Origin of the sequence: Streptomyces sp. NPDC046759 (assembly GCF_040645475.1) — a bacterium.
Classification (GTDB): domain Bacteria; phylum Actinomycetota; class Actinomycetes; order Streptomycetales; family Streptomycetaceae; genus Streptomyces.
Genome location: NZ_JBEYYJ010000001.1, coordinates 199,256 through 222,122, shown reverse-complemented (window position 1 = coordinate 222,122; position 22,867 = coordinate 199,256). Strand labels below are relative to the sequence as shown.

The window sequence follows — 22,867 nt, the reverse complement described above, 5'->3', positions numbered from 1 at the left end:
TCGCGTGGATACGCGGTCTGGACGGACACCAGGGCCCGTCCGGAAGGTCCCCCCTGCCATGACCAGAAAAGATCAGCTCCCTGCCGCGTCGGAGATCACTCTCCGGGTCAACGGCAAACCCCACACCCTGCACGTCGACCACCGACGTGTCCTACTGGACCTGCTCCGGGAGGACCTCGGCCTCACCGGGTCGAAGAAGGGCTGCGACCACGGCCAGTGCGGTGCCTGCACCGTGCTGGCCGACGGGCGCCGCGTCAACAGCTGCCTGTTGCTGGCGGTCGCCCTCGACGGCAGCGAGATCACCACCGTCGAGGGACTCGGCGGGGACGGCGAGGAGCCGCACCCGCTGCAACGCGCCTTCCTCGACCGCGACGCCTTCCAGTGCGGCTACTGCACACCGGGGCAGATCTGCTCCGCCGTCGGGATGCTCGCCGAGGCCGCGGCCGGCCACCCCTCCCACGTCACCGACCCCGCCGCCCCCTCCGGGCGGCCCGTCCCACTGGACCGGGACGAGATCCGTGAGCGCCTCAGCGGCAACCTGTGCCGTTGCGGCGCCTACCCGCGCATCGTCGAGGCGGTGGAGGACGTGATCCCGTGAACGGTTTCGGATACCTCAGGCCCGGCACTGTGCAGGAGGCCGTCGAGGCGTACGCCGCCCACCCCGGCGCCCGCTATCTGGCCGGCGGCACCAACCTGGTCGACCTGATGAAACTCGGCGTGGAGCGCCCCGCCGTCCTCGTCGACGTCGGCCGGCTGCCCCTCGGCACCATCGAGGAGCTGCCCGACGGCTCCCTGCGGGCCGGCGCCACCGTCCGCAACAGCGACCTGGCCGCCGACCCCCGCGTCCGCGACCGCTACCCGGTCCTGTCCCAGGCGCTGCTCGCCGGCGCCTCGGGGCAGCTGCGCAACGCCGCCACCACCGGCGGCAACCTGCTCCAGCGCACCCGTTGCCCGTACTTCCAGGACCTGGGCAAACCCTGCAACAAACGCGAGCCCGGCAGCGGCTGCGGCGCCCGGGACGGCGTGCACCGCGACCATGCGGTCCTAGGCCACTCGGAGCACTGCATCGCCACCCACCCCTCCGACATGGCCGTCGCGCTGGCCGCCCTCGACGCCCAGGTCGAGCTGTACGGCGGCGAGGGCACCCGGCGCGTTCCGGTGGCCGAGTTCCACCGGCTGCCCGGCGAGCACCCCGAGCGGGACACCTGGATCCGCCCCGGCGAGCTGATCACCGGCGTGGTGCTGCCGGCGGCCACCGCCGGTGTCCCCTCCGCCTACCGCAAGGCCCGCGACCGGGCCTCGTACGCCTTCGCGCTCGCCTCCGTGGCCGTCGTGCTGCGGGTCACGGACGGCGTCGTCGACCAGGTCGCGGTCGCCTTCGGCGGGCTCGCCCACAAGCCCTGGCGGGCCCGGCACACCGAGCTGGCCCTGCTCGGTGCCCCGGCGACCCCCGCCGCCTTCGAGGGAGCCGTGGCGCTGGAGCTCGCGCACGCCGAACCGCTGCGCGACAACGCCTACAAGGTGCCCCTCGCCCGCAATCTCGCCCTGGACGTCCTGAACCGTCTGGCCCCGGCACCCGCGCCGGCCTGAGCCCGCACGGGAGGAGCAGGAGGACCCCATGACCGCCACCAGCCTGGGCGCGCCCGCCGAACGCCGGGAAGGACGGCAGAAGGTCACCGGCAGCGCCCGCTACGCCGCCGAATACCCCCTGCCCGGCCGTGCCCACGCCTGGCCCGTGCCCGCCACGGTCGCGCGCGGCCGGGTCACCGCCGTCGACACCTCGGCCGCCCTCGCCGTGCCCGGCGTCCTCGCCGTCCTCACCCCGGACGACGCTCCCCGTCTCGCCCCGCCGGACGACGCCACCCTCGCCGTCCTCCAGGGGCCGGGTGTGCCGCACCGGGGCTGGTGCGTGGCGCTGGCCGTCGCCGACACCCTGGAGGCGGCCCGAGCCGCCGCCCGGGCGGTCCGCGTCACCTACACGGCGGAACCCCACGACGTCGCTCTCGATCCCGCCCACCCGCACGCCTACGAGCCGGAAGAGGCCAACGCCGGCTACCCGGGCCGGGTCGAGCACGGCGACCCGGAGGCCGCATTCGCCACCGCCGAGGTCCGCGTCGACGTCACGTACCGGGTGCCGCCCCTGCACAATCACCCCATGGAGCCGCACGCCAGCACGGCCCACTGGGACGGGGACCGGCTCACCGTGTACACCTCCAGTCAGGGCGGTACCACCGTGCGCACCGTCCTCGCCCAGATGTTCGAGCTTCCCGAGGACCGCATCACCGTCGTCACCGAGCACGTCGGCGGCGGCTTCGGCTCCAAGGGCACCCCCCGCCCCGACGTCGTCCTCGCCGCCATGGCCGCCCGGCACACCGGCCGGCCCGTCACCCTCGCCTACCCCCGCCGGTACCTGCCCACCACCGTCGGCCACCGGGCCCCCACCGAGCAGCGCCTGCGCCTCGGCGCGAACGCCGACGGAGCGCTCACCGCAGTGCTGCACGAGGCGACCACCCACACCTCCCGGGTGAAGGAGTTCGTCGAGCAGGCCGCGGTGCCCTCACGCATCATGTACGCCACCCCCGCCCTGCTCAGCTCCCACCGGGTGGTCCCGCTCGACGTGCCCACCCCGTCCTGGATGCGCGCCCCCGGCGAGGCGCCCGGCATGTACGCCCTGGAGTCCGCCCTGGACGAACTCGCCGACGCGCTCGGCACGGACCCGGTCCAGTTGCGCGTCCGCAACGAACCCGAGCGGGAACCCGACAGCGGCAAACCGTTCAGCAGCCGGCACCTCGTGGAGTGCCTGCGCGAGGGCGCCCGCCGCTTCGGCTGGGCCGAGCGCGACCGGCGTCCGGGCATCCGCCGCGAGGGCCCGCTGCTCATCGGCACCGGCGTCGCCGCGGCCACCTACCCCGCCTCGGCCGTCCCGGCCACCGCGACCGCCCGCGCCCTGCCCGACGGCACCTGCACCGTCCGGATCAACGCCACCGACATCGGCACCGGGGCCCGCACCGTCCTCGCCCAGATCGCCGCCGACGCCCTGGGCGCGCCCCTCGACCGGGTCCGCACCGAGATCGGCCACAGCGACCTGCCGTCGGCCTGGCTGGCCGGCGGCTCCATGGGCACCGCCTCCTGGGGCTGGGCCGTGCACGACGCGTGCGCCGAGCTGGCCTCCCGGCTCGCCGCGCACACCGGCCCGCTGCCCGCCGACGGCATCGAGACCCACGCCGACACCGCCGGGCGCGCCGACGCCGACAGCCCCTACGCCCGGCACGCCTTCGGCGCCCACTTCGCCGAGGTCGCCGTCGACACCGTCACCGGAGAGACCCGGGTGCGCCGGCTGCTCGGCATCTACGCCGCCGGACGGATCCTCAACGCCCGCACCGCGCGCTCCCAGTTCACCGGCGGCATGACCATGGGCCTGGGCATGGCGCTCACCGAACACAGCACGCTGGACCCCGCGTTCGGCGACTTCACCGAGGCCGACCTCGCCTCCTACCACGTGCCCGCACACGCCGACGTACCCGACATCGAGGCCGACTGGATCGACGAGGACGACCCGCACCTCAACCCCATGGGCAGCAAGGGCATAGGCGAGATCGGCATCGTCGGCACCGCCGCCGCCATCGGCAACGCCGTCCACCACGCCACCGGCATCCGCTTCCGTGAACTGCCCCTGACACCCGACCGGATCCTCGCCGGCCTGCTGTCCGAGGGGGGACCGTGACGGGACCCACCTGGGAGTACGAGGGCTACCGGCCCGAGGAGGAACGCCTGCGGGAGTCGCTGTGCACGCTCGGCAACGGATACTTCGCCACACGCGGCGCGCTGCCCGAGTGCACCGCCGACGACGTCCACTACCCGGGCAGCTACGCGGCCGGCTGCTACGACCGGCTCACCTCCGAGGTCGCCGGACGCCGGGTCGAGAACGAGGACATGGTCAACCTGCCCAACTGGCTGCCGCTGCGCTTCCGTCCGGCGGGCGGCGCCTGGCTCACCCCGGACGCCGATCCCGTCCCCGAGCACTATCTCACGCTCCATCTCGAGCCCGGCCTGCTGGAACGCCGTACCCGCTACCGTCTCGACGGCGACACCACGCTCCATGTCCGCCAGCTGCGCCTCGTCCACCTGGCCGACCCCCATCTCGCCGCGCTGCGCACGGAGTTCACCGTGGACGGTGCCGCCCTCGACCTGGAGGTCGAAGCCGCCCTCGACGGACGCGTCACCAACGCGGGCGTGACCCGCTACCGGGAACTGGACGGAAGGCACCTCACCCAGGTACGGACCGGGCTCGCCGCACACGGCGCGATGTGGCTGCGCTGCCACACCCGCACCTCCCGCATCGAATGCGCCCTGGCCGCCCGGCTGACCGTCGACGCACCGGTGGCCACGGGGCACGAAGCCCTGCGAGCCGTCCAGCACGTGCGGCTGCGCCTGGCACCCGGCCGTACCCGCACCGTCGACAAGACCGTCGCGCTGCACACCTCGCGCGACCCCGCCATCGGCGACCCGCTGGACGCGGCCGTCGACCGCGCCGGCGCCGCCCCCGGCTTCGACACGCTGCTGGAGACGCACGCCACGGCGTGGGAGCAGTTGTGGCGGCGCACCGCGCTCGACGTGCCCGGCGAGGCGGGCAGCATCCTGCGCCTGCACCTGTTCCACGTGCTGCAGACCCTCTCACCGCACACGGCCGACCTCGACGTCGGCGTGCCCGCGCGCGGTCTGCACGGCGAGGCCTACCGGGGCCATGTGTTCTGGGACGAGCTCTTCGTCCTGCCGTACCTCAACCTGCACCTCCCGGAGGTCTCCCGCGCCCTGCTCCGCTACCGGCACCGGAGGCTGGACGCCGCCTGCCGCGAGGCCCGGGAACTCGGCCGGCGCGGGGCGCTCTACCCGTGGCAGAGCGGCAGCGACGGCCGCGAGGAGGCCCAGCAGGTCCACCTCAACCCCCGCTCCGGCCGCTGGGTCCCGGACCACTCCCGGCTCCAGCACCACGTCGGCTCGGCCGTCGCCTACAACATCTGGCAGTACTGCGAGGCCACCGGAGACACCGACTTCCTGCACGGCGAGGGCGCCGAGATGCTGCTGCACATCGCCCGCTTCTGGGCGGACTCGGCGCGCTACGACCCGCACCTCGGCCGGCACCGCATCCGGGGCGTGATGGGTCCCGACGAATACCACGACGCCTACCCCGGCGCCGGCGCACCGGGTCTGGACGACAACGCGTACACCAACGTCACCGCGGCCTGGGTGCTCGCCCGCGCCCTGGAGCTGCTGAGCACCCTGCCCGAGCCGCGCCGCCGTGAACTGGCCGAGAGCGCCGGCCTGGAGGAGGACGAGCCGAACCGCTGGGAGGAGGTCTCCCGCACCCTCCACGTGCCCTTCCACGACGGGGTGGTCAGCCAGTTCGAGGGCTACGGCGACCTCGACGAGCTGGACTGGGACGGCTACCGCAAGCGCTACGAAGACATCCGGCGCCTCGACCGGATCCTGGAGGCGGAGGGCGACACGGTCAACCGGTACAAGGCGTCGAAGCAGGCCGACGTGCTGATGCTCGGCTACCTGTTCTCGGCGGCCGAACTGCGCACCCTCTTCCGCCGGCTGGGTTACCGGCTCGACGAGCCGACCTGGACCGCGACCGTCGACCACTACCTGCACCGCACCAGCCACGGCTCCACCCTCAGCGGTCTGGTCCACGGCTGGATCCTCACCCGCGCCCGCCGCGCCGACGCCTGGGCCTTCGTCCAGGAGGCGCTGCGCGGCGACATCGCCGACCTGCAGGGCGGCACCACCGGCGAGGGCATCCACCTGGGCGCCATGGCCGGCACCCTCGACCTCGTCCAGCGCGGTCTGACCGGCCTGGAGACCCGCAGCGGCGCCCTGTGCCTCGACCCGGTCCCGCTGCCCGAACTCTCCTCCTACGGCTTCGTCATCCGCTACCGCGGCCACTGGGGCGTCCGGCTGCACCTGCGCAGCGGCCTGCTGGGCATCGCCGTACCGGACTCCGACCGCGCCCCCATCGACGTCTGCCTGCGCGATCGGGTGGTTCCGGTGGGGCCGGGGGAGCGGGCACAACTGGTGGTACCGGATTAGGGCCGTTCCGCCCTCGTCGGCACTCGACGCGGACGGCCGGGGCGACCACCATGCACCGGTGAAGGGCCGAGGGATCGCAGGGGGAAGAAGGGCTGGACGGATGAGCGCGAGCGACGTGCCGTTGCGTGTGCTGGCGGTGGACGACGAGGAGCCCGCGCTCGAGGAACTGCTGTACCTCCTGGGGCAGGATCCGCGGATCGGCACCGTGACGGCCGCGGCGGGACCCACCGAGGCGCTGCGCCGTCTCGGCCGTGCCGTCGAGGGCGGGCCGGGCGGCGCCCGTGCCGTCGACGTCGTCTTCCTCGACATCAACATGCCAGGTCTCGACGGTCTCGAACTGGCCCGCCTGCTCGGGCGGTTCGCCGCCCCACCGCTGATCGTCTTCGTCACCGCGCACGACGACTTCGCGGTCCGCGCCTTCGACCTGAAGGCCGTCGACTACCTGCTCAAGCCCCTGCGCAGGGAACGCTTCGCCGAGGCCGTCCGCAGGGTCGCCGAGCTGGTCCGGGCCGGGCAGGGCCCCCGGCCGGCCGCCGTACCCGCTGCCGCGCCCGAACCGGCACCCTCCCTCGGTGATCACGTCCCGGTGGAACTGGGCGGCGTGACCCGGTTCGTGCCCATCGCCGACATCACCCACGTCGAGGCCCAGGGCGACTACGCGCGGCTGCACACCCGGCACGGCAGCCATCTGGTGCGCGTCGCACTGTCCACGCTGGAGGAGCAGTGGCGCGCACGCGGGTTCGTGCGCATCCACCGCAGCCGGCTCGTCGCACTCGACCGCGTCGAGGAACTCCGCCTGGACGGCGGCAACGTGACCGTGCGGATCGGCGACCGCATCCTCGCCGTGAGCCGGCGCAACGCCCGGGAACTCCGGGACCTGCTGGCCGGACATGCGGCACGCAGGGCCCGCTGAGCGGCCGGAGCCGTCCCCGGGTGACGGACCTGTGGCGATTTACGTCCGCCGACTGTCTCGGCGCGGGCCCGCTGCGTACACTCGCCGCAACACAAGGTGATCACCGCGGCGTCGGGAGTGCGTCATGGGTGCGGATTCCGTCCCTCGCAGAGAGGTGGTCACCGGACGGCCGCGCCCCGCGAGCGGTACGGCCGCGCCGGGCCCCGCCGCCTCGCCGCAGCCCCGGCCGGACGTCCAGGTACGCCGGTTGATGCGCCGTCAGCTGCGGGCCGCGCTCACCGCCACGACGTTCCTCGCCCTCCCGCTCGGCCTCCTCCCCGTACTCCTGCGGGCCCTGCCGCACACCGGCGCTGCGCCCCGCGTGCCCCTCACCGTGTGGTTCGTCCTGGGCGTGGCCCCGTACGTCGCCCTGCCGGCCGTCGGCGCCTGGTACGTCCGCCGCGCCGAGCGCAACGAGACCGGCACGGCCGCCGCCGGCGCCCCCGCGGAACGCCCCTGACCATGCGCCGACTTCCCGCCGGGACCGGCCGGTGAACCGGACGTACGGCATCGCGGGTGTGACGGCCGTGATCCTCGCAACCGTCCTCGTCGGCGCGCTCGGCCTGCGCATCTCCCGCACGACCTCCGACTTCTACGTCGCCTCGCGCACCGTCGCCCCCCGCCTCAACGCCTGCGCGGTCAGCGGCGAGTACCTGTCCGCCGCGTCCTTCCTCGGCGTCGCCGGACTGGTCCTCGCCCAGGGCGTCGACATGCTGTGGTTCCCCATCGGCTATACCGCCGGATTCCTGGTGCTGCTGGCCTTCGTCGCCGCCCCGCTGCGCCGCTCCGGCGCCTACACCCTGCCCGACTTCGCCGAGGCCAGGCTGCAGTCCCGGGCGGTGCGCCGGGTCGCCGCCGTGCTGGTCGTCGGCATCGGCTGGCTGTATCTGCTGCCCCAGCTGCGCGGCGCCGGCCTCACCCTGCGGCTGCTCACCGGCGCACCCGGGTGGCTCGGCGGCCTCCTCGTGGCCGCCGTGGTGACCGCTGCCGTCGCCGCCGGCGGGATGCGCAGCATCACCTTCGTCCAGGCCTTCCAGTACTGGGTGAAACTCACCGCCCTGCTGGTGCCCGCGGTGTTCCTGCTGCTCGCCTGGCGCGCCGGCCACGCCCCGGCCCCCGTCTGGGACGACCGGCCCGTCTTCCACCGCGCCACCGAGGTGCGCGTCGACCGGCCGCTCACCCTCACCGTGCACGAGCCGGTCCGTGTGACCGCCACCGGCGCCGTCGACGGCCGACCGGTGCACGCGGCCCCACTGCGGCTCGGCCAGGGCCGCCACCGGATCGGCACGGACACCACCCTGCGCTTCCCGGCCGGCGCCCGCGTCCCCCTGCCGGACCGGACGCCCGAGCGCACCGCGCCCTCCAGTTGGGCCAGGCCGCTGTCCGCGGACCGCGAACAGCACGGCCTGTACTCCACCTACGGACTGATCCTCGCCACCTTCCTCGGCACCATGGGCCTGCCGCACGTCGTCGTCCGTTTCTACACCAGCCCCGACGGCCGCGCCGCCCGCCGCACCACCGTGAGCGTGCTCGGCCTGCTCGGCGCGTTCTACCTCCTCATACCCCTGTACGGCACGCTCGGCCGGCTGTACGCGCCCGACCTGCTGCTCACCGGCGACACGGACGCCGCGGTCCTCGTCCTGCCGGGGCGGCTGATCGGCGGGGTCGTCGGGGACCTGCTCGGCGCGCTCGTCGCCGGCGGCGCGTGCGCGGCGTTCCTCTCCACGGCCTCCGGCCTCACCATGTCCGTCGCGGGCGTCCTCGCCCAGGACGTCCTGCCCACCCTCGGCGTCCGCCACTTCCGGCTCGCCACGCTGCCCGCGATCGCGGTGCCGGCCGCCGCAGCTGCCGTGGTCAGCGATCTGCCGGTGGCCGACGCGGTCGGCCTGGCCTTCGCCGTCTCGGCATCCTCCTTCTGTCCGCTGCTCGTCCTCGGCATCTGGTGGCGCGGACTGACTCCGCCCGGTGCCATCGCCGGACTCCTCCTCGGCGGCGGCTCGGCGCTCGCCGCGGTGACGGCCACCATCGCCGGCGGCGCCCGCTCGGGCTGGATGCACACCCTGCTGGCCTGGCCCGCGGTGTGGTCCGTCCCCGTGGGCTTCGCCGCGATGATCCTGACCTCCCTGGCCACCCGGGACCGCGTCCCACCGGCCACCGCCGCCACGATGGCCCGTCTGCACCTCCCCGAACCCACGCCACCTGTCGCGGCGCGTCGTGGCTGGCCGGGGTGGGGGCGCCCGTGACCGTCCTCGGTGTGGTGGCCCTGGCTCTGGCCGGGTTGGCGTTGTTCGTGCTGGGGGCCGCTTTGGGGCACGGTGCGGCGGCTCGGCAGCGGGAGCACTCGGTGGACGGCGACGGGGCGCACGCCCTGGCCAGTGCCCTGCGCACCGCCGCGTACGCCGCGGCACCCCTGCGCGCCGGGCTCTCCCCGGACACCGCCCGCAAGGCGGCCCGCAGGCTGCGCCCCCTGCTGGGCACGCCGGCCCTCGCCGTCACCGACGACGCCTCCGTGCTCGCCTGGGACGGCGCCGCCGACCATCACCGCGCGGAACTGATCGCGTGCCTCGCCGACCCGCTTCGCACCCGGACCTTCACGCCGTCCTGCGACGACGCCGGCTGCCCGGTCCGCTGGTGCGCCCTGGTTCCGCTCGCCGCCGACGGCGCCGCCCCCGGCGCCCTGGCCGTGTTCGCCGCCGCCGAGTCCACCGCTCTCCTGCGGGCCACCGAGGAAGCGGCCCGTCGGCTGTCCGTGGAGCTCGCCCTGGCCGACCTCGACCGGGCCCGCGCCGGCGCCCACGAGGCCGAGGTCCGGGCCCTGCGCGCCCAGATCTCCCCGCACTTCATCTACAACTCCCTCGCGAGCATCGCCTCCTTCGTCCGCACCGACCCCGGGCGCGCCCGTGAACTCCTGCTGGAATTCGCCGACTTCACCCGCTACTCCTTCCGCCGCGAGGGTGACTTCACCACCCTTGCCGAGGAGCTGCGCTCCATCGAGCAGTACCTCGAACTCGCCCGCGCCCGCTTCGGCCGCCGCCTCCGCGTCACCCTGCGGATCGCTCCCGAAGTGCTCCCCGTGGCGCTGCCCTTCCTCTGCCTGCAGCCGCTCGTGGAGAACGCCCTCAAACACGGCCTGGAGGAGTCCGTGGAGCGCAGTACCGTCACGATCATCGCCGAGGACGAGGGCACCGAGGCCCGGGTCGTCATCGAGGACAACGGCATCGGCATGGAACCGGAACGCCTGCGCGCGATCCTGCGCGGCACCGCCGGTCCGGCCACCGGCATCGGCCTGAGCAACGTCGACCGCCGGCTGCGCCAGGTCTACGGCGACGACCACGGCCTCGTCATCGAGACGGGCGTCGGAGCGGGCACGAAGATCACCCTCCGCGTCCCGAAGTTCCACCCGGGTGTCCAGCCCCAGGCGCAGGCCCCGCCGTCGTGACCGGCCTTCGTGCCCCCCATACCTGCCTTGCCGAACTGCCATGGTCCGCGCGGCTCTTGACACTGCCGGTCGCGTGGGTGTGCGCGGGAGCGCCCCACACGGCCGGTGGGTTCTCCATCCGTGGATGGAGGGCGGCGGAGAGCTCTCCATCGACCCATGGGTGGTGGTGGTCCGCCGGGTGCGCGGAGCAGTCTTGAGGCATGGGGAATCTGCACTCGGCACTGGTCCTGACCACCAGCATCTGCATCCTGGTCTTCGTCGCGGCGTGGGTCGTGGGCGCCGTCTACTTCGGCGTGAGGAGCCCGGCCGGTCCGCGCGCCTGGGCGCACGGACTGCGCCGCACCCTGCCGCGCCGGCTGCTGCTGATCGCGGGCGTCTCTGCGTTCTTCGCGCTGGTCGGACACTCCCGGGGCTTCTGGCGTCACCTGCAGTACTGGCAGCCCGCGCCGGCGCTCGCGGGAGCCGCCCTCGCCGTCGCCTCGACCGCCCTGCTGTTGTGGGCCCGCTGGGTCCTGGGCACCATGTGGGCCAGCGTCCCGACCGTCCAGGAACACCACGAGCTGCGCACGAGTGGTCCTTACCGGCTGGTCCGTCACCCCATCTACACCGGTCTGCTCGGCCTGGTCACCGGCTCCATGCTGGCCTGCGGCTTCGGGGTCTGGACGGCTTTCCCGGCGGTCACCGTCCCCTGGCTGCTGCGGCGGGTCCGGATCGAGGACGGCCTGATGGCCCGGCAGTTCGGCCCCGCGTACGACGCCTACCGCGCCGAAGTCCCGGCGCTGATACCCCGCATACGTCCCGCCCGGACCGGCGCCCAGCATGCCGGCACCGGGCAGCGGTAGCCGGGGCGGCGCCGTGCGGGGCTTCTGCCCGGTGATGGGATGATGACCGGCGATACAGGGCGACGGCGGTCCGAGGAAGCCGGTGCGAATCCGGCGCGGTCCCGCCACTGTGACCGGTGAGCGAGTTCCGGCAGGCCACCACCGCGACGGGGGTGGGCAGGGGGCCCGCGACGACCCGGGAGCCAGGAGACTCACGCGGTCGCCTCCTCGACGGACTCCGGGGCGGATCTCCCCGGGAGGGGAGTGGGCGGAATGCCCGAGAATCCGGTGGATCAGGCGTCGTACGACACTGAGACGGACAGCGGGGCGGTGCCGTGCCGGGTCGTCGTGTGCCGGGACTGCTGCTGCGGCAGTCCCAAGGTGACCGGGGTGGATCACGTGGCGCAGACCGCGCGTCTTCAGGCGGAATTGCCGGTGCGCGTCTCCGAGTGCCTCGACGCCTGCGATCAGGCCAACGTCGTCGTCGTACAGCCGTCCTCCGCGGGGCGTGCCGCCGGTGCGCGGCCGGTATGGCTCGGGCTGGTCAACGATCCGGACGCGACCGAGGACATCGTCACCTGGGTGCGCGCCGGCGGACCCGGTGTGGCTCCCCTGCCGGACATCCTCGATCTGTACGCCTTCACACCGCCGGGGCGCCGTGCGGATGCCCGGTGACGGAGCCGGCCGGGCCGCCGCGGACCACCGGGCCGGTCCGGAACTCGGCTTGCAGGCCGTCGGGTTGCGCGTCACCGGTGAGAACGAGCCGGAGCCACCTGGGACTTGCCCGGCGCCGCACGGACCGTCAGGGGGAGAGGAAGATCACGTCACGGGAGGCGGTCTTGGCCGTGTGCGCGTCACGCGGTACGGTCTGTCCGATATCGACGACGGCGAGACGGAAGCCGGTGGGAATCCGGCACGGTCGCGCCACTGTATGCGGGACCCTCGGAGGGGACTCGTGAGTCAGACCCGTGGCCGTCGTCCTGTGCACCACCGAGATGGGACGCGAACTCCCAGAGGAGGTCCTGCCATGGCGCAGACCGTCGCCCAGCCGACAGCCACTACCCCCGCCGTCCCCGCCAAGCTGCCGCTGAAGGCGATTGCTCCGTGGGCCGTCTTCTTCGGCATCCTCATGCTGATCCTGCTGTACTTCGTCGGCGCCGAACAGGGCGCCACCTCCGTGTTCAACGGCGCGGACGTCCACGAGTGGGTGCACGACGCCCGCCACCTGCTCGGCTTCCCCTGCCACTGACGCGAGGGCACCGCACAGGCATGAACTCCGCAACCGTACGGAACCTTCTCGTGCGGGGCATGCTCGCCGGCCTGGCCGCCGGCGTGCTCGCCCTGATCGTGGCGTATGTGCTCGGTGAGCCGAGCGTCGGCAAGGCGATCAGCTTCGAGGAAGCCCACTCCCACGAGCACGAGATGGAGGTCGTCTCGCGGTCCCTGCAGTCCACCGCCGGCCTCGCGACCGGCGTGCTGGTCTACGGGGCCGCCTTCGGCGGAATCGCCGCGCTCGCCTTCTGTTTCGCGCTGGGCCGCGTGGGCCGTTTCAGCCCGCGCGCCACGGCGCTGCTGCTGTCGGGCTGCGCCTTGCTCGCCGTGTACGTCGTGCCGTTCCTGAAGTACCCGGCCAACCCGCCGTCGGTGGGCAGCGCCGACACCATCGGCAAACGGACCACACTGTACTTCCTGATGATGCTGCTCAGTGTGCTGCTGGCGGTCGCCGCCACCATCCTGGGCAAGAGTCTGGCGCCCAGAACGGGCACCTGGTGGGCGGCCGTGGTCGCGATCGTCGCGTTCGTCGTCGTCATCGGCCTGGCCTACCAGTTCCTGCCGGTCGTCAACGAAGTGCCGAAGAACTTCCCGGCCACCCTGCTGTGGCGGTTCCGGCTCTCCACCCTGGCCATTCAGCTGAGCCTCTGGACAGGCTTCGGCCTGCTCTTCGGCGAGCTGGCGGAACGGCTGCTGAACCCCGGACCGGCGAAGGCAGCGGCCGCGCGGACGGTTCCGGCCGCGCGCTGACTCCTCCGGGACCCAGAGGGCCTTCGGAACCGTCCGAGGGCTCTCCGGCGTTCTCCGGACACCGAAGCGCACGGAACCCGGCAGCCCGGTCCACCGGTCGGCAGTCTCTAGTAGGACTCCGGCACGGCGAGCGGACGCCCCAGACGCAGGTTCCAGCGCCCGGCCCGGCCACTGAGTTCCGTCACGGTCAGCGGCGGCACGTCGAGGCGCCAGAAGACCGAGGCGGGCAGGCCCAGCGCGTGGACGACCGCCGCCCGCACCACCTCCGGCTCGACCACGGCGAGCGTACGGCCCGGCAGGGTCTGCGCGTCGCTCAGCCAGCGCGCCACCCGCCCGCACAGGTCCTGCACGGACTCGCCTCCATGCGGTGCGGAACCGGGGTCCCCGAGCCACCGTCCCACTGCCTCCGGCTCGGCGGTCCCCACCTCCTCCAGGGTGCGTCCGCGCCAGCGGCCCACGTCGAGACCCGCCAACTCCGGCACCGGCACGTCGTCGAGGCCCAGCGCGGCGGCCGTCTCCCGGCAGCGCACCCCGGGCGAGGAGAGGACGCGGGCCGCGGCGGGCAACGACCCGGCCGCCGACCGGGCCCTCGCCGCGCCGCCGTCCTCGATCGGGCCGCCGTCGTCGAATCGGGCCTGCCGGGACGACGCGCTCATGGCGGGGGAGACGAGAAGCACACGGCTGGTCACGAGGTCGCTCCTGCTGCTGGCGCGGTCGGCGGGTGCGGGACTCCTGCCGCACCGCCGCGAACCTAACACCTCGTCACGCAGGCCCGGTCGCCCTGACTGCCCGGCAGCCCCGCCGAGCGTCCCCTCAGTAGCCGCCCAGCAGGGATCCGGCTCACCCTCGACGAGGGCAACAACATCGCCGGTCTCGGACGCCTGCGGCAAACAGCAGCACATGCTCGGTCATCGGGGCATGCACGAGCCCCGTCTGCTGTCCCGGAGCATCTACCTGCACAAGGGCATGCCGATCGGTGCCGCCGCCCACCAGACCGGAACCGTGCGCTTCGGCACCGACCCGGCGTCCTCGGCCCTGGACGTCAACTGCAGGGCCCACGACCTCGACAACCTCTCCGTCGTCGGCACGAGCTTCTTCCTGAGCATCGGCGCGGTCAACCCGTCCCTGACGGCCATCGCCAACGCCCTCCGCGTGGGCGACCACCTGCTGGAACGGCTGAGCTGACCCTGCGCCGGCGCCCCCGACTCCGACCGGGCGAAGATCCTCAGCCGGGCAGCGCAACGCGGTCCGCTCCGGCATGCCGCCGCCCCTCCGCGGTGCTTGTCTGATTGCCCGGACCGCCGGGCGACGGGCCCGGCGAAAGCGGGCACGCAGTGGAGGAGCAGCACATCGTGAGTTCCACCGAGGGCGCACCCCAGGGCGTGATCCCGTCCCACCTGCTGCGGGGGCAGAAGGCACTCGTGACCGGCGCGAACTCCGGAATCGGCAGGGCGACGGCCGTCGCCCTGGGCCGGGCCGGGGCCGACGTCGTGGTGAACTACGTGGCCGGCCGCGACGACGCCGAGAAGGTGGTCGAGGAGATCACCGGATCAGGGGTCCGGGCGGCCGCCTACGAGGCGGACGTCTCAGACGAGCAGCAGGTCGTCGCCATGATGGAGCGGATGGTCGAGGAGTTCGGCACGATCGACATCCTCGTCGCGAACGCGGGACTGCAGCGGGACGCCGCGGTCACGGACATGACCCTCGCCCAGTGGCAGAAGGTCCTGGACGTCAACCTCACCGGGCAGTTCCTCTGCGCCCGTGAGGCCACCAAGGAGTTCCTGCGCCGCGGGATCGTCCCCGAGGTGTCGTGCGCCGCCGGCAAGATCATCTGTATGAGCTCGGTCCACCAGGTCATCCCCTGGGCCGGTCACGTCAACTACGCCTCGTCCAAGGGCGGCGTCCAGATGATGATGGCGACCCTCGCCCAGGAGCTCGCCCCCAAGCGCATCCGTGTGAACGCGGTCGCCCCCGGTGCCATCAAGACGCCCATCAACCGCAGTGCCTGGGAGACGGCGGAAGCGCAGCAGGATCTCATGCGGCTCATCCCGTACAAGCGGATCGGTGACCCCGAGGACATCGCCCACGCCGTCGTCGCCCTCGCCTCCGACCTCATGGACTACGTCGTGGGCACCACCTTGTACGTCGACGGCGGGATGACGCTCTTCCCCGGCTTCGCCACCGGCGGCTGACCCGCTCCACTCACGTCGGCCACCAAAGGCACCCCCATGCCACATCAGCCTGGTGCCGCTCGGGGTCGCGCTGCCGCTGATCACGCTCCTCATGCACGGCTACGGACTGCGCCGTGACGATGCCATCGCCCTGCTGCCGGCCCGGCGATGGTCGGCCGTCATGGCGGTCCGGTTCGCGATCGGCGTCGTCACCCGCACCGTGCTGTCCTTCGAGTTCGGTCTGCTGTGGGCGGGCATGATGGGCCGTTGGGGCGATGTCTTCGGGATCGGTTTCGGCGTCGAGGCCTGGGCGTTCTTCCTGGAAGCCGTCCTCATCGCCATCTACCTCTACGGCTGGCGCAGGCTCCCCTCCCGTACCCACTGCCTGCTCGGACTGCCGCTGCCCTTCGTGGCCCTGCTCGGCGCCTTCGGCATCCCTGGCCGCCAACTCGTGGACGGGCTTCCCCGTCCTCTTCCAGCGGGTGTCCACCACGATGTGGCTGCCCCTGGCGCTGGCCGCCGTCGGCATCGTGCTGCGCGGCGCCGGCTTCGCCCTGCGCAGGCCCGTCCGGCGGCTGGCCGGGCGGCGCCTGTACGGAGCGGTCTTCGCCGTCGCCTCGCTGCTGACGCCGTTCGCCCTCGGCGCCGCGGCCGGGGAAGTGGCCTCGGGACGGGTGACCGCCACCACGACGGCGTCCACCGACGCCTGGGCCAATCCGACGTCCCTGCTGTTCGGCCTGCTCGCCATCGCGGCCACGGCGACGCTCGGTGCCGTCTTCCTCGCCGCGGACGCCCGCCGCTTCGCCGTGCCGGACCTGGACCGCTACTTCCGCCGGCGGGCCCTGGGCGCCCTCGCCGCGGTCGCCCTGCTCGCCGTCGTCACCCTGTTCGTCACCCACTGGGACGCGCCGCACGCGTGGCACGGGCCCACCCATGGGGCGGGTCTCGTCTTCGTCGTCGTGGCGGCGCTGGCCACGCTCGCCACCGCATGGCTGCTGACACGTCCCTCAGGCGCCTGGTCCCGGGTGTCGGCGGCCGGCGTCGTCGCGTCGGCGATCATCGCCCGGGGCATGGCACAGCGCCCCTGTCTCGTCCCGACCTCGCTGACGATCGCCGAAGGCGCCGGCGCCCACCCCACGCTGCGCCGGCGTTCGTCATCCTCGTCGCCGTCGTGCTCGTCGTCCCCGCGGTCGCCCCGCTCCACCGGCTGCACACCCATGGCGAGCTGGACGGCCTCACCGACGCCGACCTGCGGCGCGGCGGCGCCGGTGACCAGGGCTGACCTCGTGGCTCGCGGCCTCCCACGCGCCTGCTCCGCAGGTGTCATCGCCTGTCGAGCGCCTCGTTCAGGGTGAGGGCCGAGTCGATGAGGGCGAGGTGGGTGAACGCCTGCGGAAAGTTGCCAAGTTGACGGCCCGTCGGGTCGATCTCCTCGGAGAACAGCCCGAGATGGTTGGCATACCCCATCATCTTCTCGAACACCAGCCGTGCCCGGGTCGTCCGCCCGGCACGGGCGAGTGCGTCGACGTACATGAACGTGCACAGCGAGAAGGTGCCCTCCGAGCCGCGCAGGCCGTCCGGCGAGGCGTCGGGGTTGTAGCGGTAGACCAGGCTGTCGCTGACCAGCTCCCGCTCCATGGCGTCCAGGGTCGACGCCCACATGGGATCGTTGGGGGTGAGGAACCCGACCGTGGCCATGCGCAGCAGTGAGGAGTCCAGTACGTCACTGCCGTAGTGCTGCACGAACGCCTGCCGTTCCTCGCTCCATCCCTTGGACATGACCTGCTCGTAGACGGCGTCCCGCTCGGCGCGCCAGCGCCCGGACGCCGCCGGCCACCCCTTCGACTCCGCGAGCCGCACGGCGCGGTCGAACGCCACCCATGACATGACACGGCCGTAGGTGAAGTCCTGGCGGCCGCCGCGGGTCTCCCAGATGCCCTCGTCCGCCTGGTCCCAGTGGTCGGCCAGCCAGTCCAGGTCCGCCCGCATCGAGGTCCACCCCCCGTACCCCACGTGGAAGCCGTGCCGGTGCGCGAAGTAGATGCTGTCCAGCGCCTCGCCGTAGATGTCCAGCTGCAGCTGTGTCGCGGCGCCGTTGCCGATCCGCACCGGTGCGGAACCCGCGTAGCCCTCCCAGTGGTCGAGGAGCTGCTCGTTCAGTTCGGAGGAGCCGTCGACCGCGTACATGATGTTGAGCGGGCCCGTGTTCCCGCCGCTGCCGACCCGCTCCTTGACCCGGTCGCTCAGCCAGAGGATGAACGCCCGGGCCTCCTCCGTGAAGCCCAGTCCCAGCAGGGCGTACACGGAGAAGGAGGCGTCACGGATCCAGGTGAACCGGTAGTCCCAGTTGCGTTCGCCGCCCAGTTGCTCCGGGAGAGCGGTCGTCGGTGCGGCCACCACGGCGCCGCTGGGCGCGAAGGTCATCAGCTTCAGCGTGATCGCGGAACGCTCCACCACCTCACGCCAGCGCCCGGTGTAGCGCGACTGCGCCAGCCAGGTGCGCCAGAACGCCGCGGTCTCGTCGAAGAGCCGCTGGTATGCGTCGAGGCGTACCTCCACGGGCGGTCCCTCGGCGCCCCACTCGAGAATCAGGCCGCGCTGCTGGCCGGCCTCCAGGACCAGCGAAAGGTGCAGGTCGGCATCCCGGTCCGTGAGGACGTCCACGAGCCGCTGGTCGTCCGGCTCCCGGATGGGGTGGACAGTGAGTTCCGTGCCGTCCTCCGCGGCGAAGACCGCTCCGTGCGGGGTGATGTGCAACTGGTGCTTCTTGCGCCCGTAGCCGAACCGCGGGGCGATGTCCACCTGGAACGTCATGCTGCCGCGCACACAGCGGACCAGGCGGACCAGGCGGTGGCGGGAGGTGGCCGTCGTGCCGGTCACGGGCATGAAGTCGAGCACCTCTCCGGCGCCCGCCTCGGTCATGAACCGCGTCACCAGGATCGCCGTGTCGGGCAGGTACAACTGCTTGGTCGCATGCATCCGGTGGGCCGGCCGGACCGTGCAGTGCCCGCCCTTCTCCCTGTCCAGAAGCGCTCCGAACACACTGGGCGAGTCGAACCGCGGCGAGCAGAACCAGTCGACCACCCCTTCAGTGGTCACCAGTGCCGCGGTCTGCAGATCGCCGATGAGACCGTGGTTCTCGATCAGCGGGTAGTCGTCCATCAGGGTGCCCCTTTCGGAGTGCGATTCACCCGGATGTCCCCTGATCAGCCTAAGCCGCGGGGCATGCGCCGGCTCGTCGGGCCGGACGCGCCCGCGTGCGCCGGTCGTCGTGCGGGTCGGCCGGATCTGGCGGATAGTGAGGAGAGGATGACGTTCCGGGCAGCACCCCGTACCTCAGGAGGCTCGATGCCCCCTTCACGGACGTTGGCCGCGCTCGTCGGCGTCACGCTTCTCGGTGTCGCGCTCACCGCCTGCCAGGACAGGGCGTCCGGTCAGATCGTGGCGCGCAGCGGTGTCAGGGTCGTGGAGACCATCTCGAACCCGCCGATCAACGGATGTCACCGTTTCTCCGCAGGCGTGACCCACGTCGACAACCAGACACAGAACAGCCTGCTCCTGTACACGACACCGGACTGCACCGTGCCACCGGGCGGGCAGAGCGTCTATCTGGACATCGGGGCGTCGGACCAGGTCACCACGGCCTCCGGTCTGTGGCGCAGCTTCTCCTTCGCTCCCGATTGACGCTTCGCTTCGAAACGACCCTTCGCTCCCGATCGACACTCCGCTCCCGGTCGACACGGACACAGAGCAGAGCCGTCCTGCCCGCCCGGACGACGAGGCCGTACCGACGCAGGCCGTACCTGAACCAGCTGGTGAACGGCGCTACTTCACGCTGGGCGACGGCGCTGCCCGCCACGGCGAGCCGGTGGCGGACCCGGGTCTGTGTCGGCTCCGCCGGGACACCGCCTTCACCCCCGAGGGGTGAGGCGCCATCCACCGCACTGCCGGAACCTGGGCCCTGGCGGGTCCGGAGAACGGGCTTGCCGGGCGCGCAGGCGCGCAGTTGCGGGAGGTCCCATGCGGCGCTATCCCCCCATCTCCGAGCACGGCATGATCGGCGATCTTCAGACAGCCGCGCTCGTGTCCTCGGACGGAACCCTCGACTGGTGGTGCACGCCCCGCTTCGACTCGCCCAGCGTGTTCGCCTCGCTCCTGGACAGCGAGCGCGGAGGACTGTGCTGTCTGGCCGCCGAGCTTCCGGGAGGAAACGGCATGACCACCCGGCAGCTGTATCTGTCCGACACGGCCATCCTGGTCACGCGGTTCATGGGCCCCGGCGGCGTCGGTGAGGTCGCCGACTTCATGACGCCCGTCAACTCGTCGGCGCCCGAGACCACACACCGTGTGGTCAGGGTCGCCCGTGTCGTGCGGGGCAGCATGGCCTTCACCTTCACCTGCCGCCCACGCTTCGACTACGGCAGGGCCCCCCACACACTCGAACAGGCCGACGAGCACTCCGCGGTCTTCCGCGGACCGGGCACCGACCTGCACATCCAGTCCACCCCCGGATTCTCGCTCGGAGCCGACGGCGACGACGTGACCGCCCGCTTCACCCTGTCGGCCGGCCAGGCCGCCGCGGCTGTGCTGACCAGCACGGCAAGCGGTGTTCCAGCCCCTCGCAGCCCTTCCCTCGAAGAGGTCGCCGACGCATTCGAGACCTGTCGCACGTACTGGCTGTCGTGGCTGCGCGCCTGCACGTACCGCGGCAGATGGCAGGACGTCGTCAACCGATCGGCGATCACGCTCAAGCTCCTCACCTACCGCCCCACCGGTGCACCCATCGCCGCCGCGACGATGGGACTTCCGGAGCAGATCGGCGGTGAGCGCAACTGGGACTACCGCTACACGTGGATCCGTGACGCCGCGCTCTCCGTCAGGGCACTGATCGACTTGGGATTCCAGGAGGAAGCGCAGGCTTTCCGCCGCTGGCTGCGCCACCGTATCGAGGCCGGGCCCACCCCCTCCGGCGAACCCCTGCAGATCATGTACCGAGTCGACGGCGACCCCCAGCTGACCGAGGAGACCCTCGACCACTGGGAGGGCTATCAGGGGTCGCGTCCGGTGCGGGCCGGCAACGCCGCCGCCGATCAGTTGCAGCTCGACATCTACGGCGAGGTCTCGGATGCCCTGGTCGTCGGTGGCGACATCGGTGCGCTGCGCGGGTGGAAGGCGCTCAGCGGCGTCCTGGACTGGCTCGCCGACCACTGGGACCGGCCGGACGAGGGCATCTGGGAAACCCGTGGGGGGCGCGAGAACTTCACCTTCAGCCGGCTGATGACATGGGTGGCCTTCGACCGCGGCATCCACGCGGCCACCCGCTTCTCCCGCCCCGCCGACGTCGCCCGCTGGACCGGCGCCCGGGACGCGGTGTTCGAGCAGATCCTGGAGCACGGCTGGCACGACAAACGGGGGGCCTTCGTACAGCACTACGACACCGACGTCCTGGACGCCTCGCTCCTGCTCATGCCGAAGGTCGGCTTCCTCACCCCAGGGGATCCGGACTGGCTCAGCACGCTCGACGCCATGGACGAGGAACTGGTCAGCGACAGCCTCGTCTACCGATACGACCCCATGGCGTCCCCCGACGGCCTGCGCGGTTCGGAGGGCACCTTCAACCTGTGCAGTTTCCTCTACGTCGAGGCGCTCGCCCGCAGCGGCAGGCTCAACGAGGCCCGGCACGCCTTCGACAAGATGCTGACCTACGCCAACCACGTCGGCTTGTTCGCCGAGGAGATCGGTCCCTCGGGTGAGCAACTCGGCAACTTTCCCCAGGCGTTCACCCACCTCGCCCTGGTCACCGCGGCCATGGCGCTCGACGAGGAACTGGGCAGGGCGGAGACCGGGCCCCCGACCGGCGATCACAGGCATCCGGCGACCCATGGCGTCACCACGCCCCCCGAGGACATGACCGGGGACACCAGTGTCTGAGGCCGCCGCGCGGAAGAAGCCGGCAGGACAGGGGCGGGTCCTGGCCGCCCTGGCCCTCGCGCAGTTCATCTGCAGCTTCGCCGGTTCCAACATGAACGTGATGATCAACGACATCAGCAGGGACCTGGACACCACCGTCCAGGGCGTACAGGTGGCGATCACCGTCTTCCTGCTGGTGATGGCAGCGCTGATGATCCCCGGTGGGAAACTGACCGACCGCTACGGCCGCAAGCGCTGTTTCCTGACCGGCCTCGTCGTCTACGCGGCCGGCGCCCTGCTGAGCGCGGCAGCCCCGGGGCTCGGCGTGCTGATCCTCGGCAATTCGATCCTGGAAGGCGTCGGCACCGCCCTGCTCATCCCACCCGTCTACATCCTCACCACCCTTCTGTACCCGGACGTGACCTCCCGTGCCCGCGCCTTCGGGGTCATCATGGCGCTGGGGGGCATCGGCGCTGCCGCCGGACCGCTGATCGGCGGACTCATCACCACAGGGATCAGCTGGCGCGCGGCCTTCGTGTTCCAGGCCCTGGTCATCGCAGTGATCGTCATCCTCAGCCGCCGCATCGACGATCCGCTCCCACCCGATCCGACCCGCTCGTTCGACACCGCGGGAGCGGTCCTCTCCGCCGCCGGTCTCGTCCTCGTCGTCATGGGCATCCTGGCCGCGGACAACAACGTCTGGCTCATGATCGTCCTGCTGGTCCTCGGCGCACTCGTCCTGTGGTGGTTCTTCCGCTCCGTGCGCGCCAAGGAAGCCTCCGGGAGAGAACCACTGCTCTCGCTCGCCCTCTTCCGCAATCGCACGTCCAACCTCGGGCTCGTCACCCAGAACGTCCAGTGGCTCATGCTCCTGGGCTCATCCTTCACGGTGGCGGCGTACCTGCAGGTCGTACGCCACTACGACGCCATACAGACCGGTGTCATCTTCACCGCGGCGACACTGGGGCTCCTGGTCACGTCGCTGTGCGCCCAGCAGCTGGCCGAACGCCGCTCGCAGCGCACCCTCATCATGACCGGCTTCGTTGTGTGCATCGTCGGCGTGGCCGTCCTGGTGGGCCTGGCCGGCAGCTTCTCGACCGCCTGGGCCTTCGTCCCCGGACTCCTGCTGATCGGACTCGGACTGGGCGTCATGCTGACCCCGTCGGTCAACGTCGTGCAGTCGAGCTTCCCCGAGGAGCAGCAAGGGGAGATCTCGGGCCTGTCCCGCAGCGTGTCGAACCTCGGCTCCTCCTTCGGGACGGCCATCGCCGGCACCATCCTGGTCTCCGGGCTCACCCAGGGTGCCTACGCCACGGCGATGATCACACTGGCCGTCATAGGGCTCGGCGGCCTGGCCGCAGCGGCGCTCCTCCCGCGGGGAACGGGCGCAGGCCCGACGACGCCACGCCGCCTCACCCGTTCCGGGTGAGGCGGCGTGGCCCGTTGACGTGCGCAGACTGAA

19 protein-coding genes, 2 pseudogenes and 2 riboswitches are annotated in these 22,867 nt (G+C 72.3%); of the genes and pseudogenes, 19 read left to right on the top strand and 2 right to left on the bottom strand.

What is annotated here, in order from left to right; all coding sequences use genetic code 11:
- Positions 1-58 precede the first annotated feature (58 nt).
- From ABZ919_RS01000 to ABZ919_RS00945, 12 genes are all read left to right on the top strand, one after another.
- Complete coding sequence (locus tag ABZ919_RS01000) at positions 59-598, top strand: 2Fe-2S iron-sulfur cluster-binding protein (RefSeq protein WP_361240806.1); 540 nt, start codon at positions 59-61, stop codon at positions 596-598.
- Complete coding sequence (locus ABZ919_RS00995; RefSeq protein ID WP_361240803.1) at positions 595-1,590, top strand: xanthine dehydrogenase family protein subunit M; 996 nt, start codon at positions 595-597, stop codon at positions 1,588-1,590. Before ABZ919_RS01000 ends, ABZ919_RS00995 begins: the two co-directional genes overlap by 4 nt.
- Positions 1,591-1,618: 28 nt before the next feature.
- Positions 1,619-3,724, top strand: a complete 2,106-nt coding sequence (locus ABZ919_RS00990; RefSeq protein ID WP_361240800.1) for a xanthine dehydrogenase family protein molybdopterin-binding subunit — start codon at positions 1,619-1,621, stop codon at positions 3,722-3,724.
- Positions 3,721-6,090 carry a glycosyl hydrolase family 65 protein gene (locus ABZ919_RS00985; protein WP_361240797.1) on the top strand — a complete coding sequence of 790 codons (2,370 nt, stop codon included), beginning with the start codon at positions 3,721-3,723 and terminating at the stop codon, positions 6,088-6,090. Before ABZ919_RS00990 ends, ABZ919_RS00985 begins: the two co-directional genes overlap by 4 nt.
- 100 nt (positions 6,091-6,190) lie before the next feature.
- On the top strand, positions 6,191-7,003 hold the full coding sequence (locus ABZ919_RS00980; RefSeq protein ID WP_361240794.1) for a LytTR family DNA-binding domain-containing protein: 813 nt from the start codon (positions 6,191-6,193) through the stop codon (positions 7,001-7,003).
- A 124-nt stretch (positions 7,004-7,127) separates the two neighbouring features.
- A complete protein-coding gene (locus tag ABZ919_RS00975; RefSeq protein WP_361240791.1) occupies positions 7,128-7,502 on the top strand; it encodes a hypothetical protein in 375 nt (124 codons plus the stop codon).
- Positions 7,503-7,533: 31 nt separating this feature from the next.
- Positions 7,534-9,285, top strand: a complete 1,752-nt coding sequence (locus tag ABZ919_RS00970) for a cation acetate symporter (protein WP_361240789.1) — start codon at positions 7,534-7,536, stop codon at positions 9,283-9,285.
- A complete protein-coding gene (locus ABZ919_RS00965) occupies positions 9,282-10,481 on the top strand; it encodes a histidine kinase (protein ID WP_361240786.1) in 1,200 nt (399 codons plus the stop codon). Before ABZ919_RS00970 ends, ABZ919_RS00965 begins: the two co-directional genes overlap by 4 nt.
- A gap of 200 nt (positions 10,482-10,681) precedes the next feature.
- Complete coding sequence (locus ABZ919_RS00960; RefSeq protein ID WP_361240783.1) at positions 10,682-11,323, top strand: isoprenylcysteine carboxylmethyltransferase family protein; 642 nt, start codon at positions 10,682-10,684, stop codon at positions 11,321-11,323.
- Positions 11,324-11,395: 72 nt separating this feature from the next.
- Positions 11,396-11,516: riboswitch (cobalamin riboswitch) on the top strand.
- Between the two features lie 59 nt (positions 11,517-11,575).
- On the top strand, positions 11,576-11,977 hold the full coding sequence (locus ABZ919_RS00955) for a (2Fe-2S) ferredoxin domain-containing protein (RefSeq protein ID WP_361240780.1): 402 nt from the start codon (positions 11,576-11,578) through the stop codon (positions 11,975-11,977).
- Positions 11,978-12,150: 173 nt separating this feature from the next.
- Positions 12,151-12,293, top strand: a riboswitch (cobalamin riboswitch).
- 36 nt (positions 12,294-12,329) lie between these two features.
- The gene (locus ABZ919_RS00950; protein ID WP_361240777.1) at positions 12,330-12,551 is read left to right on the top strand and encodes a CbtB-domain containing protein; all 222 of its coding nucleotides are present in this window, start codon (positions 12,330-12,332) and stop codon (positions 12,549-12,551) included.
- A gap of 20 nt (positions 12,552-12,571) precedes the next feature.
- Positions 12,572-13,324, top strand: a complete 753-nt coding sequence (locus ABZ919_RS00945; protein WP_361240774.1) for a CbtA family protein — start codon at positions 12,572-12,574, stop codon at positions 13,322-13,324.
- Between the two features lie 107 nt (positions 13,325-13,431).
- Here ABZ919_RS00945 and ABZ919_RS00940 read toward each other — a convergent pair whose 3' ends face one another.
- Positions 13,432-14,013, bottom strand: a complete 582-nt coding sequence (locus tag ABZ919_RS00940) for a histidine phosphatase family protein (RefSeq protein ID WP_361240771.1) — start codon at positions 14,011-14,013, stop codon at positions 13,432-13,434.
- Positions 14,014-14,154: 141 nt separating this feature from the next.
- On the opposite strand from ABZ919_RS00940, the pseudogene ABZ919_RS00935 reads away from it, so the two are divergent.
- The 4 genes and pseudogenes from ABZ919_RS00935 to ABZ919_RS00920 all read left to right on the top strand — a co-directional run.
- A pseudogene (locus ABZ919_RS00935) lies at positions 14,155-14,509 on the top strand (GMC family oxidoreductase); the annotation flags it as partial.
- 167 nt (positions 14,510-14,676) lie between these two features.
- Complete coding sequence (locus ABZ919_RS00930) at positions 14,677-15,516, top strand: SDR family oxidoreductase (RefSeq protein ID WP_361240769.1); 840 nt, start codon at positions 14,677-14,679, stop codon at positions 15,514-15,516.
- A gap of 43 nt (positions 15,517-15,559) precedes the next feature.
- A pseudogene (locus ABZ919_RS00925) lies at positions 15,560-15,950 on the top strand (cytochrome ubiquinol oxidase subunit I); the annotation flags it as partial.
- A 27-nt stretch (positions 15,951-15,977) separates the two neighbouring features.
- Complete coding sequence (locus ABZ919_RS00920) at positions 15,978-16,850, top strand: cytochrome d ubiquinol oxidase subunit II (protein ID WP_361241764.1); 873 nt, start codon at positions 15,978-15,980, stop codon at positions 16,848-16,850.
- On the opposite strand, the gene ABZ919_RS00915 is transcribed toward ABZ919_RS00920, so the two are convergent.
- The gene (locus tag ABZ919_RS00915) at positions 16,819-18,657 is read right to left on the bottom strand and encodes a glycoside hydrolase family 15 protein (protein WP_361240766.1); all 1,839 of its coding nucleotides are present in this window, start codon (positions 18,655-18,657) and stop codon (positions 16,819-16,821) included. The two genes, ABZ919_RS00920 and ABZ919_RS00915, sit on opposite strands and share 32 nt — an antisense overlap.
- 186 nt (positions 18,658-18,843) lie before the next feature.
- On the opposite strand from ABZ919_RS00915, the gene ABZ919_RS00910 reads away from it, so the two are divergent.
- The 3 genes from ABZ919_RS00910 to ABZ919_RS00900 all read left to right on the top strand — a co-directional run bounded on the left by ABZ919_RS00910 (position 18,844) and on the right by ABZ919_RS00900 (position 22,834).
- Positions 18,844-19,179 (top strand): hypothetical protein, encoded by a 336-nt coding sequence (locus ABZ919_RS00910; RefSeq protein ID WP_361240763.1) that lies wholly within the window; start codon positions 18,844-18,846, stop codon positions 19,177-19,179.
- 336 nt (positions 19,180-19,515) lie between these two features.
- A complete protein-coding gene (locus ABZ919_RS00905) occupies positions 19,516-21,426 on the top strand; it encodes a glycoside hydrolase family 15 protein (RefSeq protein ID WP_361240760.1) in 1,911 nt (636 codons plus the stop codon).
- Positions 21,419-22,834 carry an MFS transporter gene (locus ABZ919_RS00900; RefSeq protein WP_361240757.1) on the top strand — a complete coding sequence of 472 codons (1,416 nt, stop codon included), beginning with the start codon at positions 21,419-21,421 and terminating at the stop codon, positions 22,832-22,834. Before ABZ919_RS00905 ends, ABZ919_RS00900 begins: the two co-directional genes overlap by 8 nt.
- Positions 22,835-22,867 lie beyond the last annotated feature (33 nt).

Excerpts from the sequence above, each read along its gene's own strand:
- ABZ919_RS01000 (WP_361240806.1), top strand. The coding sequence starts at position 59 with ATGACCAGAAAAGATCAGCTCCCTGCCGCGTCGGAGATCACTCTCCGG.
- ABZ919_RS00990 (WP_361240800.1), top strand. The coding sequence starts at position 1,619 with ATGACCGCCACCAGCCTGGGCGCGCCCGCCGAACGCCGGGAAGGACGG.
- ABZ919_RS00980 (WP_361240794.1), top strand. The coding sequence starts at position 6,191 with ATGAGCGCGAGCGACGTGCCGTTGCGTGTGCTGGCGGTGGACGACGAG.
- ABZ919_RS00975 (WP_361240791.1), top strand. The coding sequence starts at position 7,128 with ATGGGTGCGGATTCCGTCCCTCGCAGAGAGGTGGTCACCGGACGGCCG.
- ABZ919_RS00960 (WP_361240783.1), top strand. The coding sequence starts at position 10,682 with ATGGGGAATCTGCACTCGGCACTGGTCCTGACCACCAGCATCTGCATC.
- ABZ919_RS00955 (WP_361240780.1), top strand. The coding sequence starts at position 11,576 with ATGCCCGAGAATCCGGTGGATCAGGCGTCGTACGACACTGAGACGGAC.
- ABZ919_RS00950 (WP_361240777.1), top strand. The coding sequence starts at position 12,330 with ATGGCGCAGACCGTCGCCCAGCCGACAGCCACTACCCCCGCCGTCCCC.
- ABZ919_RS00945 (WP_361240774.1), top strand. The coding sequence starts at position 12,572 with ATGAACTCCGCAACCGTACGGAACCTTCTCGTGCGGGGCATGCTCGCC.
- ABZ919_RS00915 (WP_361240766.1), bottom strand. The coding sequence starts at position 18,657 with ATGGACGACTACCCGCTGATCGAGAACCACGGTCTCATCGGCGATCTG.
- ABZ919_RS00910 (WP_361240763.1), top strand. The coding sequence starts at position 18,844 with ATGCCCCCTTCACGGACGTTGGCCGCGCTCGTCGGCGTCACGCTTCTC.
- ABZ919_RS00905 (WP_361240760.1), top strand. The coding sequence starts at position 19,516 with ATGCGGCGCTATCCCCCCATCTCCGAGCACGGCATGATCGGCGATCTT.